18 protein-coding genes are annotated in these 13,650 nt (G+C 60.7%); 9 read left to right on the top strand and 9 right to left on the bottom strand.

Going from position 1 to position 13,650, the window contains the following annotated elements:
• Positions 1–15: 15 nt before the first annotated feature.
• Genes ACZ1G7_RS08995 through ACZ1G7_RS08975 form a run of 5 tightly spaced genes read right to left on the bottom strand, consistent with a single transcriptional unit; the run spans position 16 to position 2,494 of the window.
• Positions 16–399 carry an NUDIX hydrolase gene (locus ACZ1G7_RS08995; RefSeq protein WP_472663479.1) on the bottom strand — a complete coding sequence of 128 codons (384 nt, stop codon included), beginning with the start codon at positions 397–399 and terminating at the stop codon, positions 16–18.
• Between the two features lie 17 nt (positions 400–416).
• Complete coding sequence (rnhA, locus tag ACZ1G7_RS08990) at positions 417–866, bottom strand: ribonuclease HI (RefSeq protein ID WP_472663478.1); 450 nt, start codon at positions 864–866, stop codon at positions 417–419.
• A complete protein-coding gene (locus ACZ1G7_RS08985; RefSeq protein ID WP_472663477.1) occupies positions 859–1,449 on the bottom strand; it encodes a class I SAM-dependent methyltransferase in 591 nt (196 codons plus the stop codon). Before ACZ1G7_RS08985 ends, rnhA begins: the two co-directional genes overlap by 8 nt.
• On the bottom strand, positions 1,446–1,883 hold the full coding sequence (locus ACZ1G7_RS08980; RefSeq protein WP_472663476.1) for a DUF3429 domain-containing protein: 438 nt from the start codon (positions 1,881–1,883) through the stop codon (positions 1,446–1,448). The genes ACZ1G7_RS08985 and ACZ1G7_RS08980 overlap by 4 nt, the downstream gene beginning before the upstream one ends.
• Positions 1,880–2,494 carry a LysE family translocator gene (locus tag ACZ1G7_RS08975; RefSeq protein WP_472663475.1) on the bottom strand — a complete coding sequence of 205 codons (615 nt, stop codon included), beginning with the start codon at positions 2,492–2,494 and terminating at the stop codon, positions 1,880–1,882. Before ACZ1G7_RS08975 ends, ACZ1G7_RS08980 begins: the two co-directional genes overlap by 4 nt.
• Before the next feature lie 143 nt (positions 2,495–2,637).
• Here ACZ1G7_RS08975 and ACZ1G7_RS08970 point away from each other — a divergent pair, with 143 nt between their 5' ends.
• The gene (locus ACZ1G7_RS08970; protein WP_472663474.1) at positions 2,638–3,342 is read left to right on the top strand and encodes a substrate-binding domain-containing protein; all 705 of its coding nucleotides are present in this window, start codon (positions 2,638–2,640) and stop codon (positions 3,340–3,342) included.
• A 9-nt stretch (positions 3,343–3,351) separates the two neighbouring features.
• Here ACZ1G7_RS08970 and ACZ1G7_RS08965 read toward each other — a convergent pair whose 3' ends face one another.
• The 3 genes from ACZ1G7_RS08965 to ACZ1G7_RS08955 all read right to left on the bottom strand — a co-directional run bounded on the left by ACZ1G7_RS08965 (position 3,352) and on the right by ACZ1G7_RS08955 (position 5,988).
• Complete coding sequence (locus ACZ1G7_RS08965; protein WP_472663473.1) at positions 3,352–4,296, bottom strand: serine hydrolase domain-containing protein; 945 nt, start codon at positions 4,294–4,296, stop codon at positions 3,352–3,354.
• Positions 4,297–4,301: 5 nt separating this feature from the next.
• Positions 4,302–5,252 carry a 4-hydroxy-3-methylbut-2-enyl diphosphate reductase gene (gene ispH, locus ACZ1G7_RS08960; protein ID WP_472663472.1) on the bottom strand — a complete coding sequence of 317 codons (951 nt, stop codon included), beginning with the start codon at positions 5,250–5,252 and terminating at the stop codon, positions 4,302–4,304.
• 73 nt (positions 5,253–5,325) lie between these two features.
• Positions 5,326–5,988, bottom strand: a complete 663-nt coding sequence (locus ACZ1G7_RS08955) for a VPLPA-CTERM sorting domain-containing protein (protein ID WP_472663471.1) — start codon at positions 5,986–5,988, stop codon at positions 5,326–5,328.
• A gap of 141 nt (positions 5,989–6,129) precedes the next feature.
• Between ACZ1G7_RS08955 and ACZ1G7_RS08950 the strand changes: the two genes are divergently transcribed.
• Positions 6,130–7,110 carry a hypothetical protein gene (locus ACZ1G7_RS08950; protein ID WP_472663470.1) on the top strand — a complete coding sequence of 327 codons (981 nt, stop codon included), beginning with the start codon at positions 6,130–6,132 and terminating at the stop codon, positions 7,108–7,110.
• A 73-nt stretch (positions 7,111–7,183) separates the two neighbouring features.
• Here ACZ1G7_RS08950 and ACZ1G7_RS08945 read toward each other — a convergent pair whose 3' ends face one another.
• Positions 7,184–7,762 (bottom strand): LabA-like NYN domain-containing protein, encoded by a 579-nt coding sequence (locus ACZ1G7_RS08945; protein ID WP_472663469.1) that lies wholly within the window; start codon positions 7,760–7,762, stop codon positions 7,184–7,186.
• A gap of 95 nt (positions 7,763–7,857) precedes the next feature.
• On the opposite strand from ACZ1G7_RS08945, the gene folK reads away from it, so the two are divergent.
• From folK to acpS, 7 genes are all read left to right on the top strand, one after another.
• Entirely contained in the window at positions 7,858–8,454 is a 597-nt protein-coding gene (folK, locus tag ACZ1G7_RS08940) for a 2-amino-4-hydroxy-6-hydroxymethyldihydropteridine diphosphokinase (RefSeq protein WP_472663468.1), read from the top strand.
• A gap of 86 nt (positions 8,455–8,540) precedes the next feature.
• A complete protein-coding gene (gene rpoZ / locus ACZ1G7_RS08935) occupies positions 8,541–8,894 on the top strand; it encodes a DNA-directed RNA polymerase subunit omega (protein WP_472663467.1) in 354 nt (117 codons plus the stop codon).
• 28 nt (positions 8,895–8,922) lie between these two features.
• A complete protein-coding gene (locus tag ACZ1G7_RS08930) occupies positions 8,923–11,052 on the top strand; it encodes a RelA/SpoT family protein (RefSeq protein ID WP_472663466.1) in 2,130 nt (709 codons plus the stop codon).
• 68 nt (positions 11,053–11,120) lie between these two features.
• Positions 11,121–11,768, top strand: coding sequence for a DUF2062 domain-containing protein (locus tag ACZ1G7_RS08925; RefSeq protein ID WP_472663465.1), 648 nt, complete (start codon positions 11,121–11,123; stop codon positions 11,766–11,768).
• A 63-nt stretch (positions 11,769–11,831) separates the two neighbouring features.
• Positions 11,832–12,581 carry a pyridoxine 5'-phosphate synthase gene (locus ACZ1G7_RS08920; protein ID WP_472663464.1) on the top strand — a complete coding sequence of 250 codons (750 nt, stop codon included), beginning with the start codon at positions 11,832–11,834 and terminating at the stop codon, positions 12,579–12,581.
• Positions 12,578–13,204: a LysE family translocator gene (locus tag ACZ1G7_RS08915; protein ID WP_472663463.1), complete on the top strand. Its 627-nt coding sequence runs from the start codon at positions 12,578–12,580 to the stop codon at positions 13,202–13,204. The genes ACZ1G7_RS08920 and ACZ1G7_RS08915 overlap by 4 nt, the downstream gene beginning before the upstream one ends.
• Entirely contained in the window at positions 13,201–13,605 is a 405-nt protein-coding gene (gene acpS / locus ACZ1G7_RS08910; RefSeq protein ID WP_472663462.1) for a holo-ACP synthase, read from the top strand. The genes ACZ1G7_RS08915 and acpS overlap by 4 nt, the downstream gene beginning before the upstream one ends.
• Positions 13,606–13,650: the final 45 nt, after the last annotated feature.

Below are 13,650 nucleotides of genomic sequence, written 5' to 3'. Positions count from 1 at the left end.
TCCCACCGTCCCCTTTTAGCCGTTTAGGTTTTCGGCAATCCAATTCAACGCGTTTTGAAACGGGTCCGCAAAACCGTCCGCCGGGGCGTCGAGCGGGTGCCAAAAGAATTTGAATAGATGCCCGCCGTCATCTTGGCAAAAATGCTGCCATCTGTCGCGAACTGGTGGCGCGACGCGGCAAAGGGCGAAATGCCAAATCTCAGCTTCCCGAATTGCATCACTTTTACCGATGACAATGGCCGATTTGGTCTCCAGCCCGCTTTCTTCAAACAGCTCACGCGCGGCGGCGCGGGCGGGGTTTTCGCCCGGCTCAACCGTGCCTTTGACGATTTGCAACCCCGCCAAAGGATGCGCAAACGCCGCAATGCGCAAGGGCGCGCCGTCGGGGTGCAGTGCCACCGGGCAGGCTTTGTGGATCACGGCTTGTAGGGCGCCATACCGGCGCGGGCCAGCTCATCGGCGCGTTCATTTTCGGGGTGCCCCGCATGGCCCTTGACCCATTCCCATGTCACGTCGTGGCGGTCGCGGGCGGCGTCGAGCCGCTTCCACAGATCGATATTCTTGATCTCCCCGCCCTTCTTCTTCCAGCCTTTCGACTTCCAGCCATAGATCCATTTGGTGATGCCGTCTTTGACATAGGCGCTGTCGGTCACGACTGTCAGCGTGGACGGTTTTTGCAGCGTTTCCAAGGCGTTGATGGCCGCCAAAAGCTCCATCCGGTTGTTGGTGGTTTGCGCTTCCCCGCCATTGAGCTCGCGTTCTTTGACCACGGTGTCGCCTTCGCGCGCGATCAGGATCGCGCCCCAGCCGCCCGGTCCGGGGTTGCCGGAACAGGCGCCGTCTGTGTAGGCAAACAGCTCAGCCATCGGACAGGATAATCGCAAATGGCGCGACCTCGCCCGACAGCCCGGCTTCTTGGCCTTCGCGGGTCGTGCACGGTGTGAAGCCTGCCTCCGTGAGGTAGGTTTTCAGCTCATCCAGCGTGTAATAGGCGTAGAGCCTGCCGATCGTGTCGCGCTTGTCGTCCTCGCCCAGCTTCATGCCGATATGGAAAATCCCGCCGGGTTTCAGAGCGCGTTTGATCGCGGCCAGATGCCGCCCCATGTCAGATTTGGGCGCATGCAGCAGTGAGAAATTGGCCCAGATGCCATCATAGGTTCCCTCCGCGTCCAGATCGTCAAACACGGCCTTGCGCGCGTCGAGCTTGTATTTGGTTCGCGCAATTTGCACCATTTGGATGGAGGCGTCCCAGGCGTCTACCTCCAGCCCCGCATCGCGCATCATGGCCGCCGAATTGCCCGGCCCGCAGCCCAGATCCAGCGCGCGGCCGCCTTCGGGCATGGCGTCGATAAAGGCCTGCAAATCCTGATCGGGCGTGTCTTTGGAGACCATGTCCAGATATTGCCGCGCGCGGGCGTCGTAGACAGCGATGGTGCGTGTGTCGCTCATGCGAATTGTCCAATCAACAAACAGGCCAGCACGATGGCGGTGAGGAGCGTGCGGAGTTTAAGCCACCAGGGCGGCGTCAGGCCCCAATTGGCGAATTGCATATCGCAGGCGAAGACCAGAATGAAGCCCACGATAACGGCTGATGTGGCTTGGCCTTCGCCGCCGCCGATGGTGAAAAACGCCCAAAGCGCGGGGATCACAGAGACTGCGTAGGGCAGGGCACGGTCGGATTTGACAGCAAAGCCCCACAAGACGCCGGACATGAAACACAAGATGACGGTTCCATAGGCGATCAGCACATAGGGCGCGTTGAACCGCGCGCCAAGCAGGTTGACCGTGGCGTCCGACAGCGCCGGGACCAAGATGCCAAGCGCGGCCCAAAGGAAAGGCAGCAGACCGGCAAGACCAAGAAAGAGCGGCGCGCGGGGGATCATGCGCGTTCAAATGCCAGCTTCGCGCCAAGCGCCGCAAAGATCGCGGCGAAGGAACGGTTGAGCCAGAGCATGATGCGTTCCGAGCCCAGGATCGCGTCACGCGCCCGCGCGGCAAACAGCCCGTAGAGCACGAACACCGCGAAGGTCAGTGCCATGAAAACCGCGCCCAGCGTGGCCATTTCCAGCGTTGCGCTGGCCGGGTTGCCCGACAGGAACGGCGGAAGCAGGGCCAGAAAGAAGATCGACAGTTTCGGGTTCAAAATGTTGATCAAGGCGCCGCGCCGGGCGATCAACCAGCCAGATTGCCTGGTGGTTTTGGACGTCACCGCCAGCGCGCCATCGGATTTCAACGCCTGCCACGCGAGATACAGCAAATAGGCCACGCCCGCGAATTTCACCGTTTGAAACAACACCGCAGATGTGTGCAGCAGCGCCGCCAGCCCCAAGGTCGCCGCGGCCAAATGCGGCACGATCCCGAAGGTGCACCCAAGTGCTGCCCAAAGCGCCGCGCGCCTGCCTTGGCCAAGCCCCAGCGCCAGCGTGTAGATGACCCCGGTGCCCGGCGCGATGACGACGACGAGGGCGGTCAGCAGGAACTGAAATGTGATCATGGCGCGCTCCGAGCTAGGGATGGATCAGACGTATCACGCTGGTCGGCGATGTCACGGGGGATGTGCCAGAAAAGATTGCGTCGCGTTTCAAACCCGCGCCCTCTCTGCTAGCGTCATAGCTGCGAAGCATTGCGGGGCAGAGGATGGACGCCGAGACGATAAAAATTGTGCTTCCGGTCGCCCTGAAAGACGTGTTCGACTCCATTGCGCCGTCCTTCACTGCCGAGACCGGATATGCGTTTGACGTGGCCCTGATGCTCAACCCCGAAGTGCCCGGCCATATTGCGGGCGGGGCTGACTGGTCCATTGCGCTGTCGAACCCCGTCTATATCCAACAGGTTGTCGCGCGCGGCGGATGCGACGCGGGCGGGCTGCGGCTGCTGGGCTATTCCCCGCTATGCTTTGCGGTGCAGGGCCAAGACGGGGTGAAGTCGCGCACGCAGCCAGACGACATCGCCGGGTTTCTGGAGCGGGCCGACAGCATCGCCATTACGCAAACGGGCACAAGCGGCGCGCAGTTTGCTAAGTTGGCTAGTGACCTGAAGATCACTGATACGCTTCAAGGCAAGCTGCGGTTGATGCAAGGCGGCGGACCAATGGCCGCGCTTCAAAACGGCGAGGTTGAAGTCGCGGCCTTGCCGCTGACCAATGTGGCGCCGGTGCCGGGCGTTTTCGCAAGATGCATCTGCCCGCGCGACTTGGCCGTGCATATTGACCTCGCCTTTTGCCTGGCGGCGGGGGCAAACGCGGCGGCACACCAATTCGCGCACTGGCTGACGGCACCCAGCTTGGCAGACAGGTTGCGCGATCTCGGGCTTGAACCTGCGTCTAAAGGAGCGGCTTCCTAAGTAACGGGATCAACGCACAGCAGCGTTGAACAGAGCGCTGTCAAGTGCCGCGCTTGCGTCTTGATCGACGCAAGCCTGATAGCTGACAACCACGACCGGGTCGCCGCCGAAGCTCACAAAGTAGGACCCTGCGCCTTCGCCGTTCCAACACAGCCCGCCCGCGTGCCAGAACAGGTTCTGGCCCCGACGCTCGCGGTGAAACGCGCCCATGATGTAATATCTCTCGCGGCCCAGATCGGCATGGGGCCAGGCCAACGGGTCGCGCCCGATGTTGCGTTCAGAGCCGAACCATTCCTTTACGAAGCGGGCATAGTCGCCCACTGACATGGCCCAGCCGCCCCATGCCCCATGCGGCCCCCAGACCGGGTCAAGCGCGGCGGTCGTGATGCCCAAGGGCGCCAGAACCAATGCGTTGCAATCGGCGGTATAGCTGTCTTGCGCCACCGCATCGATGACCGCGCCCAGCACGGCAAAGTTTTCGTTATTGTAGCGAAAGCTGGTCTCCCCGCGCGGGGCGGCCAGCGCGGTTTGGCTCGCGATCTGGTGACGTGGCCTGCGGTCCGGGTCCAAATGCCAAGGCTTTCCTTGCGTGCGATCTGGCCCCAACCCAGATGTTTGCGACAGGAAATCCGACAGGCGGCCTTGGGCAGTGGGCATGCCCAGCAGCGCGGCGATCGGGGCGTCGAGATCAAAAACGCCCTCCTGTTGCAGCACGGCGATGCAGGCCCCGGTAATCGCCTTGGACAAACTGGCGAGCGTGACCGGCGCCTCGGCGGGCTGGCCGTACCCTTTTGCGTCCAGCTGACCGGCCTGGTCGATAACAGCGATGGAGGCCGTCTCGATGTTATACGTATCGAGCCAGCCCTCAAATGCGGCCATAATGCGGTCTGTTTTCGCGGTGTCACCGAAGGCAGGCCATGCAATCAAAGCCAGCAAGATGAAAACCGCGCGCATCGCGCCTAGGCCGGTTCGCGCAGCACGCGCGGCACTTTGAATTCGACGTTCTCTACGGCGGTTTCCACCATCTCGACCGTGGTGTCATATTTGTCTTTGAATGCGTCGACGACTTCGTTGATCAGCACTTCAGGCGCCGACGCGCCGGCGGTGATGCCGATGGAGGTGATCCCCTCCAGCGCGCGCCAGTCGATCTCTGAGGCGCGTTGCACCAGCTGGGCGTAACCGCAGCCCGCACGCGCGCCGACCTCGACCAAGCGCTTGGAGTTCGACGAATTTGGCGCGCCGATCACCAGCATCGCAGGTGTCTTGGCGGCCATGGCTTTGACGGCTTCCTGCCGGTTGGTGGTCGCGTAGCAGATGTCTTCTTTGTGCGGGCCGACGATGCCCGGGAAGCGGTTTTGCAGCGCCGCCACGATGTCGGCAGTGTCATCGACGGACAGGGTGGTCTGGGTAATGAAGGCCAGCTTATCGGGGTCGCGCGGGGTGATGGTGGCCACGTCTTCGGCGGTCTCGACCAGCAGGACCTCCCCATCGGGCAATTGGCCCATTGTGCCCACGGTTTCAGGGTGGCCTTCATGGCCGATCATGACCATCTGCAACCCGTTGTCATGGTGGCGTGCGGCTTCGATATGGACCTTGCTGACCAGCGGGCAGGTGGCGTCCACGTAGATCATCTCCCGCTTGGCGGCGGCAGCCGGGACGGCCTTCGGCACGCCATGCGCCGAGAAGATGACCGGCCGGTCATCGGGGCATTCATGCAATTCCTCGACAAACACCGCGCCCTTGTCGCGCAACCCGTCCACGACGAATTTGTTATGCACGATCTCGTGGCGCACATAGACCGGCGCGCCCCATTTTTCCAACGCCATCTCGACAATCTTGATCGCGCGGTCAACGCCCGCGCAGAACCCGCGCGGGGCGGCAAGATAAAGGGTCAAAGGCGGTTTGGTCATTGGGTGCTCCGGTGTTTGTTCCAGAGGTAATTATGTTGACCCCAAACGTCCAGCCCACGCCATTGCGTTCAACTTAAGCCCGTGCGGCGCGCCGCCGTTTGCGCGCAAGGCCCAACCCGGCAATTCCGCTGAGCAAAAGCGCCCCACCCGCAGGCAGTGGCACAGCCGGAACCCCCGGCGTGCTGGACGTTTCTGCCACGAAGGACACAAATTCCTGGTTGATGTCGCCGTTGAAGCTGAACGATGCGGTTGTGGCCAGATTGCCGAGCAAGGCTTCAATGTCGCTCAGCGTGGTCGGCACGGCAGTGCCCGCAGGGGCGAAGAAACGGAAGGAGCCCGCAAGTGCGGTGCTGTCGGGGATCGTCGATGTGTCGATTTCAATCGCCGAGAATGTGCCATTGGCAAATCTAAAATCACCTGCCGGGCCAAAGGCGAAAATGGACGGCTGGGTCAGCCGTGAGGTCATGTCGCCAAAGCTGGCGGACACTTGCAATAGGGCGTTTATGTTTTCGCTCGGGTCGGGGATATCGGGCGAGCCATTGAACATCGTGTCGTTCAGCGTGACCGTCACTGTCCCGGTCGAACCTACATCGGGTAAATCGAAGGCAGGCACAGAAGGGTCAGGTGCTGGGTTGAGGTCGCGGCTTTCTGTGACCACCATGTCGAAGGTAAATGTTGCGGCATTGGCAGCAGCGGGCGCAAGCGCAAGGCACCCCATCAGAAGAATGGCTTTCATATCAAACACTCCGTCTAAAAAGTAATCGTAAAAGCCAAAGCCTACGCGCAACGAAGGCGCCTCGTCAACGCAAGCACCTGTTTTGCGTCAAACGCGGCAGCATGCTACTTATGATTTTTTAACGAATTTTTGGATTTTGATATGTCTGTTTTAAGAAACTTGGCTTTAACCGCTTTTATTCCGCTCGCTGGATGCAGCATTTTTCAGGGCCTTGGCGGCGGTCTGGCAGAATTGGCTGAACAGGCCGAAGGGTCGCCAGACATCTATGTCGCGCGAGAAATCTCAAACTCGAATGGCGACTTCGAACTCATAGACCGGGTGACCGTGATTAGGGGCCGCCCCGGCGCGGCGCGCGATGTGCTTTATGAGGGGTGGCGTCGGGAATTCCAGCAGATCGGGGAAAGTCAGTTTGAGGGCTTTTTCACGGCGTTGTCTCAGCGCCGCGGGGGTGACCGGATTGCTGGCGTCCTGGAGGAATTCGTGGGCGACACCACCGAATACTACGCCTTTTTATATAGCGCGCCAGAGGGTGACGAACTGCTGGAGACCACAGACGGGGGCGTTGCGGGCGACGTGTTTCGGCAGTGTTTTGACGAAGCCCTCGTGCGTCAGGACGTCGACCAATATCTGCGCGAGGAGGAGTTCATCGACCCCGACATGCCCTATGAGTTGAGCTGGGACTACCTGGAATTCGGCGGCCCGCTTGGGGCTTGGGAGGTAGGCTTTGTCGGTTGGACCCGTCGGGGCGATGTTGTGTTCTCTGTAGCGGACCAGGATTTCGAAGTTACGGTCACGCAAGGCGGTCGCATCATTGCAAGTCTGAGCTTTTATTTTGAGATCCCATCCTCGCAGACGTTTTCCGATAGCGTCGTCTACTCCGGGGAAACCGGCGACCCAGTGGCGTGTTTTGAAAACCAACGCCTCGAAGACCGCTCTGAGACGCGTGCCTTTCAGGTCAGGGTCGGGGAACGCGGGACCGGCGACGGTACAACGAGCGATTTCGCGATCCTGCCGCCAGAGGGTGGCGAATTCACGCTGTTCACCTTTCCCAGCGCAGCACCGCCCGCGCCGTTGGTCTTCGGTGGTCAGGTCACGGGAGTGCTCACACCTGCGGCGCCTTAGTCCGGGCACCTTGCCTGCGCGATGAAGCCGAAGGCCAAGAAAAAGGGGGCCGAAGCCCCCGAAGCCTTCTGGCTTACTCGACCGTGGTTTCCACGGGGCGGCTGGTCGGTGCCATCGTTTCCTCACGTGGAGGGCGGCCGATGACGTCGCGCAGCTCGTCTAGCTCGATGAAGTTGTCAGCCTGGCGGCGCAGCTCATCCGAGATCATGGGTGGGTTTGAGCGAATGGTGGACACCACCGACACGCGCACGCCCTTGCGTTGCACAGCTTCCAGAAGCGGGCGGAAATCGCCGTCGCCAGAGAACAGAACAATGTGGTCCACATGCGGGGCCAGCTCCATGGCGTCGACCGTCAGCTCGATATCCATGTTGCCCTTTACCTTCCGTCTCCCCTCGCGGTCGGTATATTCCTTGGCGGCTTTGGTCACCATGGTGAAGCCGTTGTAATTCAGCCAGTCCACCAGCGGGCGGATCGGTGAATATTCGTCATTTTCCAGCAGCGCCGTGTAGTAAAATGCGCGTAGCAATTTGCCACGTCGCATGAACTCATGCCTGAGGAGCTTGTAATCAATATCAAACCCCAAAGACTTGGCGGCAGCATATAAATTGCTCCCGTCAATGAACAGCGCCAGCCGCTCGTCTTTGTAGAACATTAAATTTCCTTCCGATGTGCGCCCGTCCTGATAAGAACCGTGAGTGTGAATGGTCGGATTGAACGGGCCTTGGGGGAAAATAAGGAAATTAATCTATGCCGCAACCCGTGGAACGAACAATTGTAAACAAATTAGGTTATATTGGCCTCGGAGCTAACGTAACGTCAAGCTTTGGGACCCCATTGTTAACCATTCGTGAGGCAATAAGAAGGTTAACCGGTGAGGGGTTAACCATAAGTAAAGTGAGTCGTTTTTACGCGACCCCCGCATTCCCCGCAGGCAGTGGCCCCGATTTTGTGAACGCGGCGGTCCTGGTCCAGACCACCCTTGACGCAGGGGCACTTTTGGCGCGGATGCACGCGGTCGAGGCGTCTTTGGGACGTGAACGGCACGCGCGTTGGGCGGCGCGTGGGATCGATCTGGACCTGCTGGCATTTGACGATCTGGTGCATCCTGATCGGGAGACGTTTTCAACTTGGCGCGACCTGCCGCTTGAAGAACAACAGCGCCGCGCGCCCGACGGGTTGATTTTGCCCCATCCGCGCCTGCAGGACCGCTCTTTTGTGCTGGGCCCGTTCTGCGATCTGGACCCCGATTGGCGCCATCCCGTTTTGGACCAAACCGCGCGCGCGCTGTTTGACGCGTTGCCCGCAGCCGACCGCGCCACGTTGAAGCCGATAAAAGAGTCGTAAAATAAGGGGGTTTCTGCTTGTAAATGCAACGAAACCATCCTATCTGAGCCATCTGATATTCCCTGATAGTTGTCTGGAGAGCCCATATGGCCCGCGTGACCGTCGAAGATTGCGTCGATAAAGTTCCAAACCGTTTTGATCTGGTGATGCTTGCGTCGCACCGCGCCCGCGAGATTTCCGCAGGCGCGTCGCTGACCGTGGACCGCGACAATGACAAAAACCCGGTCGTGTCCTTGCGTGAGATCGCAGAAGAAACCCAAAGCGCAGAAGACCTGCGTGAGCGGATGATCGAGAGCAACCAGACCCAGATCGAAGTTGACGAGCCCGAAGAAGACGCCATGGCGCTGCTGATGGGCGTTGAGCAGGACAAACCCGCCGATGACGACATGTCTGAGGAAAAACTGCTGCGCGCGCTGATGGAAGCCCAAGAGGCCAAGTAAGCGCCCTTTTGGGGCCTCGGACTAGGACATGCTGGACGCAAGCGACCTGATCGACCTGATCCGCGCCTACAATCCAAAGACCAACGAAACGCTGATCAAGGCCGCCTATGACTTTGGCGGCCTTATGCATGAGGGCCAGACCCGCCATTCGGGCGATCCCTACTTCACCCACCCGGTAGAAGTCGCAGCCCTGCTGACCGAACAACAGCTTGACGACGCGACCATCGTGACTGCGCTGCTGCATGACACGGTCGAAGACACGCGGGCATCTTATTCCGACATCTCAGAACGCTTCGGCGCAGAGGTGGCAGAGCTGGTCGACGGCGTCACCAAGCTGACCAACCTGCAGCTCAGCTCCAGCGAGACCAAACAGGCCGAAAACTTCCGCAAGCTGTTCATGGCGATGTCGAAGGATTTGCGCGTGATCCTTGTGAAGCTGGCCGACCGGCTGCACAACATGCGCACCATCCGGCATATGAAGCCTGAAAAGCAGGTGCAAAAGTCGCGCGAGACGATGGATATCTATGCGCCCTTGGCGGGCCGCATGGGGATGCATTGGATGCGCGAAGAGCTGGAGGATTTGTCCTTCCGCGTGTTGAACCCCGATGCACGCGCCTCGATCATTCGCCGCTTTATCACGCTGCAAAAAGAGACCGGCAATGTGGTCCCCAAGATCACCGAAGACATCCGCGCCGAGCTGTTCGCAAGCGGCATTGAGGCGCGCGTCTCGGGCCGGGCGAAAAAGCCCTATTCCATCTGGCGCAAGATGGAGGAGAAGAAACAGGGCTTCTCCCGCCTGTCAGACATTTACGGCTTCCGCGTGATTTGCCAGACCGAGGATGAATGCTACCGCGTGCTGGGCGCGATCCACAGGCGGTGGCGCTCCGTGCCCGGTCGGTTCAAGGATTATATCAGCCAGCCCAAATCGAACGGCTACCGCTCGATCCATACAACCGTGTCAGGCCGCGACGGCAAGCGGGTCGAAGTGCAAATCCGCACCCACCAGATGCATGAAGTCGCCGAAGCGGGCGTTGCTGCGCACTGGGCCTACCGCGACGGCGAACGCGTCGAAAACCCCTTTGCCGTGGACCCGTCCAAATGGGTCACCCAGCTGACCGAACGCTTTGGCACCGAAAAGGACGAGGATCACGACGAATTCCTCGAACATGTGAAGCTGGAGATGTATTCCGATCAGGTCTTCTGCTTCACGCCCAAGGGCGATGTGATCAAACTGCCGCGCGGGGCCACGCCGCTGGATTACGCTTTCGCGATCCACACCCGCATCGGCCATAGCTGCGTCGGCGCCAAGGTGGATGGGCTGCGCGTGCCGCTCTGGACGCGGCTCAGAAACGGCCAATCGGTCGAGATTATCACCGCCGAAGGGCAACGCCCGCAGCCAACCTGGATCGACATTGCCGTGACCGGCCGCGCCAAGGCCGCGATCCGCAAATCCTTGCGCGAAGAACACCGCGACCGCTTCATCAAGCTGGGGCGCGAATTGACGCGCGCGGCGTTTGAACATGTCGGCAAGAAGGCCACCGATAAGGCGCTTGCGACGGCGGCGAAAGAGCTGAACCTTGATGACGCGGATCACGTGCTGGAACAAGTGGGCTCCACCGAGATTTCGGCGCGCGCTGTGGTGCAGGCGATCTATCCCGATCTGGCGGAGCGGTCCATCAAGCCAAAGGTCGACCCCGACCGTGCTGTCGCGGGCCTTCCTGCAGGCATGCAGGTGCGCCGCGCCTCGTGCTGCCAACCGGTTCCGGGCGAGCGTATCGTCGGCATCAAGCAGCGCGGCGAGGGGGTGTTCGTGCACGCCATTGCCTGTGAAGCCCTGGCCAAGCTCGAAGATGAGCCGGACCGCTGGGTCGATCTGCAATGGCATGACGGCGAACATCCCGCCGGCAACCCGGTCACGCTGGACGCTACGATCGGCAACGAGTTCGGCGTCCTCGGGCGCATTTGCACATTGATCGCCGAGCAGAAGGCAAATATCTCGGACATGCATTTCATTGATCGCAAACCGGACTATTTTCGTATCCTGATCGACGTGGATGTGCGCGACGCCGAGCACCTGCACGGCGTGATGATCGCGATAGACGCCGACAGCGATGTGGCCGCCCTCGAAAGGCATCGCGATTTGGACCGCGCACCGTAAAATTTTTGCCGCATTCGGCGGCTAAACCGACACCGTGGCAACGAAGTGCCGCAAGGAACGAGGACGAATTGGTTTTTAAGCGCCGCACACCGAAGACATGGGCTCTCTGGGCCTTGCATTTGCTGTGGCCACAGGGCGGCTGGGGCCGCGCGGCGCAATATGTCAAACACCGGGTGCGGCGGCTGCCGGACGATCCCAAACGCATCTCACGCGGGATATTTGCGGGCGTCTTCACTACCTTCTGTCCGTTCTACGGCTTCCATTTCTTCATCGCCGCAGGCATCGCCAAACTGATGCGCGGCAACATTCTGGCCTCCCTCATGGCCACGTTTTTCGGCAACCCGCTGACCTACCTGCCGATTGGGGTGATCTCGCTCAAAACCGGGCATTTCCTGCTGGGCACCGAGTTTGAGGAAGACATGAATATCGGGCGCCGCTTCGCGGGTGCCGGGCGCGACCTGAAAGACAATTTCATCGCGATCTTCACCGATGACCGGGCCAACTGGCACCGGCTTGGCGGCTTCTATGACGAGGTGTTCTTCCCCTATCTGGTAGGCGGCATCATCCCGGGCCTGATTGCGGGCACGATTGCCTATTACCTGTCCGCCCCGCTGATCACGGCCTACCAAAACCGCAGGCGCGGGCGGCTCAAGGCGAAGTGGCAAGAGCATAAGCAGAAAAAGGCGGCTAAAGCGGCGGAGAAATCCAGCTCCTGACCCCTCTTGCGCCTGCCTGCGCTCCCTGCCTTTATGCGCTCAAACGAACTGTGGAGATGTGAGATGGAATTTGCTGGCAAATTGCGCTTGGGCGTCAACATTGACCACGTCGCGACCGTGCGCAACGCGCGCGGCGGGGCCGTCCCCGATCCGGTGCGCGCCGCCAAAATTGCGCAGGATGCGGGCGCCGACGGCATCACCGCGCATCTGCGCGAAGACCGCCGCCATATCACCGATCCCGACATCGAAGGGTTGATGGACGCGCTCACTGTGCCGTTGAATTTCGAAATGGCCGCCACGGCCGAGATGCAGCAAATCGCGCTGCGCCACAAACCGCACGCAGTCTGCATAGTGCCCGAAAAGCGCGAAGAACGCACCACCGAGGGCGGGCTTGAGGTCGCGCGCGAAGAAAACCAGCTGGCCCATTACATCGCGCCGTTGCGCGACGCAGGCTGCCGGGTGTCCATCTTCATCGCCGCAGACCAAAAGCAGATCGAGGCCGCCCACCGCATCGGCGCGCAAGTGATCGAGCTGCACACCGGCGCCTATTGCGACGCCCATGCCGAAGGCGATGTCGCCACCCGTGACGCCGAGCTGGAAAAGCTGCGCGCCATGTCGACCTTCGCGCATGATCTGGGGCTAGAGGTCCATGCGGGCCACGGGCTGACCTATGATTGCGTCCAGCCGGTTGCGGCTTTTCCCGAGGTGATGGAGCTCAATATCGGGCATTTCCTGATTGGGGAGGCGATCTTTCGCGGTCTCACCCCCGCCATTTCCGAGATGCGCCGCCTGATGGATGAGGCCCGCGCATGACCGAAGCATTTCTCTTTCCATTGCCCCTTTTGCTGCTCGGTTGGGCGCTTGGTGGCGGCTCCCCCGGGCCCGCGACAATGGCCATATCGGGTACTGCAATGGGCTATGGACGTCTGTCCGGTCTGGCATTGGCGGCTGGGGTCGTCGTCGGCTCCGCCTGCTGGGGGATCGCGGCGGCTTTGGGGTTTTCGGCGATTATGACATCGAATGTCTGGCTATTTGAAACCATCCGCTATATCGGCGCGGCCTATCTGTTGTATCTGGCGATCAAGTCGCTGAAATCCGCCTGGGACGGCAAGCCCGTCACGGCCAATGGCAATACGCCGCGCAAGGCGTTTTTCCTCAAAGGGTTGATGCTGCATCTGACCAACCCCAAGGCCATTTTGGGCTGGGGGTCGATCTACGCGATTGCCTTGGTGCCAGAGGCCCCGGCCTCCGCCGTTTGGGTGCTGTTCCTGTGCCTGTCGGCCACGTCTTGCACAGTGTTTCTAAGCTATGCGGTGATCTTCTCCTCCGCCCCGATTGCGCGGGGATATCTCAAGGCGAAACGGGTCTTTGATGCGGGCTTCGGGCTGCTCTTTGGGGCGGCCTCGCTGAAGCTTTTGACGGCTAAGCTCACATGATTTTGGGCGTCGGGACCGATCTGGCCAATATTGAGCGTATTGCCGGCACGTTGGAACGTTTCGGCGACCGGTTCCGCAACCGCGTCTTTACCGAAATAGAGCAGCGCAAGGCCGAACGCCGTCAGGATGTGGCGGGCACCTACGCCAAGCGCTGGGCCGCGAAGGAAGCCTGCTCCAAAGCGTTGGGCACGGGCCTGCGCATGGGGATTTCGTGGAAAGACATGGCCGTCAGCAACCTGGAGACCGGCCAGCCCGTCATGAAAGTCACCGGCTGGGCGGCGGAACGGCTGGCCGATATGACCCCCGCGGGCCATGAGGCGATCATCCATGTCACGCTGACCGATGACCACCCATGGGCGCAGGCCTTTGTTGTGATCGAGGCGCGACCGCTGAACGCTTGACACGAGCTAACGCAGACCGCACTTACCCCCTGTATTGATGAGGAA

It is taken from the genome of Litoreibacter sp. JB4-2, assembly GCF_055693445.1.
This window is presented reverse-complemented; position numbering and strand designations above follow the sequence as displayed.

Bases quoted from the DNA above. Each gene is read 5' to 3' on its own strand.
- rnhA (WP_472663478.1), bottom strand. From the start codon at position 866: ATGGCTGAGCTGTTTGCCTACACAGACGGCGCCTGTTCCGGCAACCCC.
- ACZ1G7_RS08985 (WP_472663477.1), bottom strand. From the start codon at position 1,449: ATGAGCGACACACGCACCATCGCTGTCTACGACGCCCGCGCGCGGCAA.
- ACZ1G7_RS08980 (WP_472663476.1), bottom strand. From the start codon at position 1,883: ATGATCCCCCGCGCGCCGCTCTTTCTTGGTCTTGCCGGTCTGCTGCCT.
- ACZ1G7_RS08975 (WP_472663475.1), bottom strand. From the start codon at position 2,494: ATGATCACATTTCAGTTCCTGCTGACCGCCCTCGTCGTCGTCATCGCG.
- ACZ1G7_RS08970 (WP_472663474.1), top strand. From the start codon at position 2,638: ATGGACGCCGAGACGATAAAAATTGTGCTTCCGGTCGCCCTGAAAGAC.
- ACZ1G7_RS08965 (WP_472663473.1), bottom strand. From the start codon at position 4,296: ATGCGCGCGGTTTTCATCTTGCTGGCTTTGATTGCATGGCCTGCCTTC.
- ispH (WP_472663472.1), bottom strand. From the start codon at position 5,252: ATGACCAAACCGCCTTTGACCCTTTATCTTGCCGCCCCGCGCGGGTTC.
- ACZ1G7_RS08955 (WP_472663471.1), bottom strand. From the start codon at position 5,988: ATGAAAGCCATTCTTCTGATGGGGTGCCTTGCGCTTGCGCCCGCTGCT.
- ACZ1G7_RS08950 (WP_472663470.1), top strand. From the start codon at position 6,130: ATGTCTGTTTTAAGAAACTTGGCTTTAACCGCTTTTATTCCGCTCGCT.
- ACZ1G7_RS08945 (WP_472663469.1), bottom strand. From the start codon at position 7,762: ATGTTCTACAAAGACGAGCGGCTGGCGCTGTTCATTGACGGGAGCAAT.
- folK (WP_472663468.1), top strand. From the start codon at position 7,858: ATGCCGCAACCCGTGGAACGAACAATTGTAAACAAATTAGGTTATATT.
- rpoZ (WP_472663467.1), top strand. From the start codon at position 8,541: ATGGCCCGCGTGACCGTCGAAGATTGCGTCGATAAAGTTCCAAACCGT.
- ACZ1G7_RS08930 (WP_472663466.1), top strand. From the start codon at position 8,923: ATGCTGGACGCAAGCGACCTGATCGACCTGATCCGCGCCTACAATCCA.
- ACZ1G7_RS08920 (WP_472663464.1), top strand. From the start codon at position 11,832: ATGGAATTTGCTGGCAAATTGCGCTTGGGCGTCAACATTGACCACGTC.
- ACZ1G7_RS08915 (WP_472663463.1), top strand. From the start codon at position 12,578: ATGACCGAAGCATTTCTCTTTCCATTGCCCCTTTTGCTGCTCGGTTGG.
- acpS (WP_472663462.1), top strand. From the start codon at position 13,201: ATGATTTTGGGCGTCGGGACCGATCTGGCCAATATTGAGCGTATTGCC.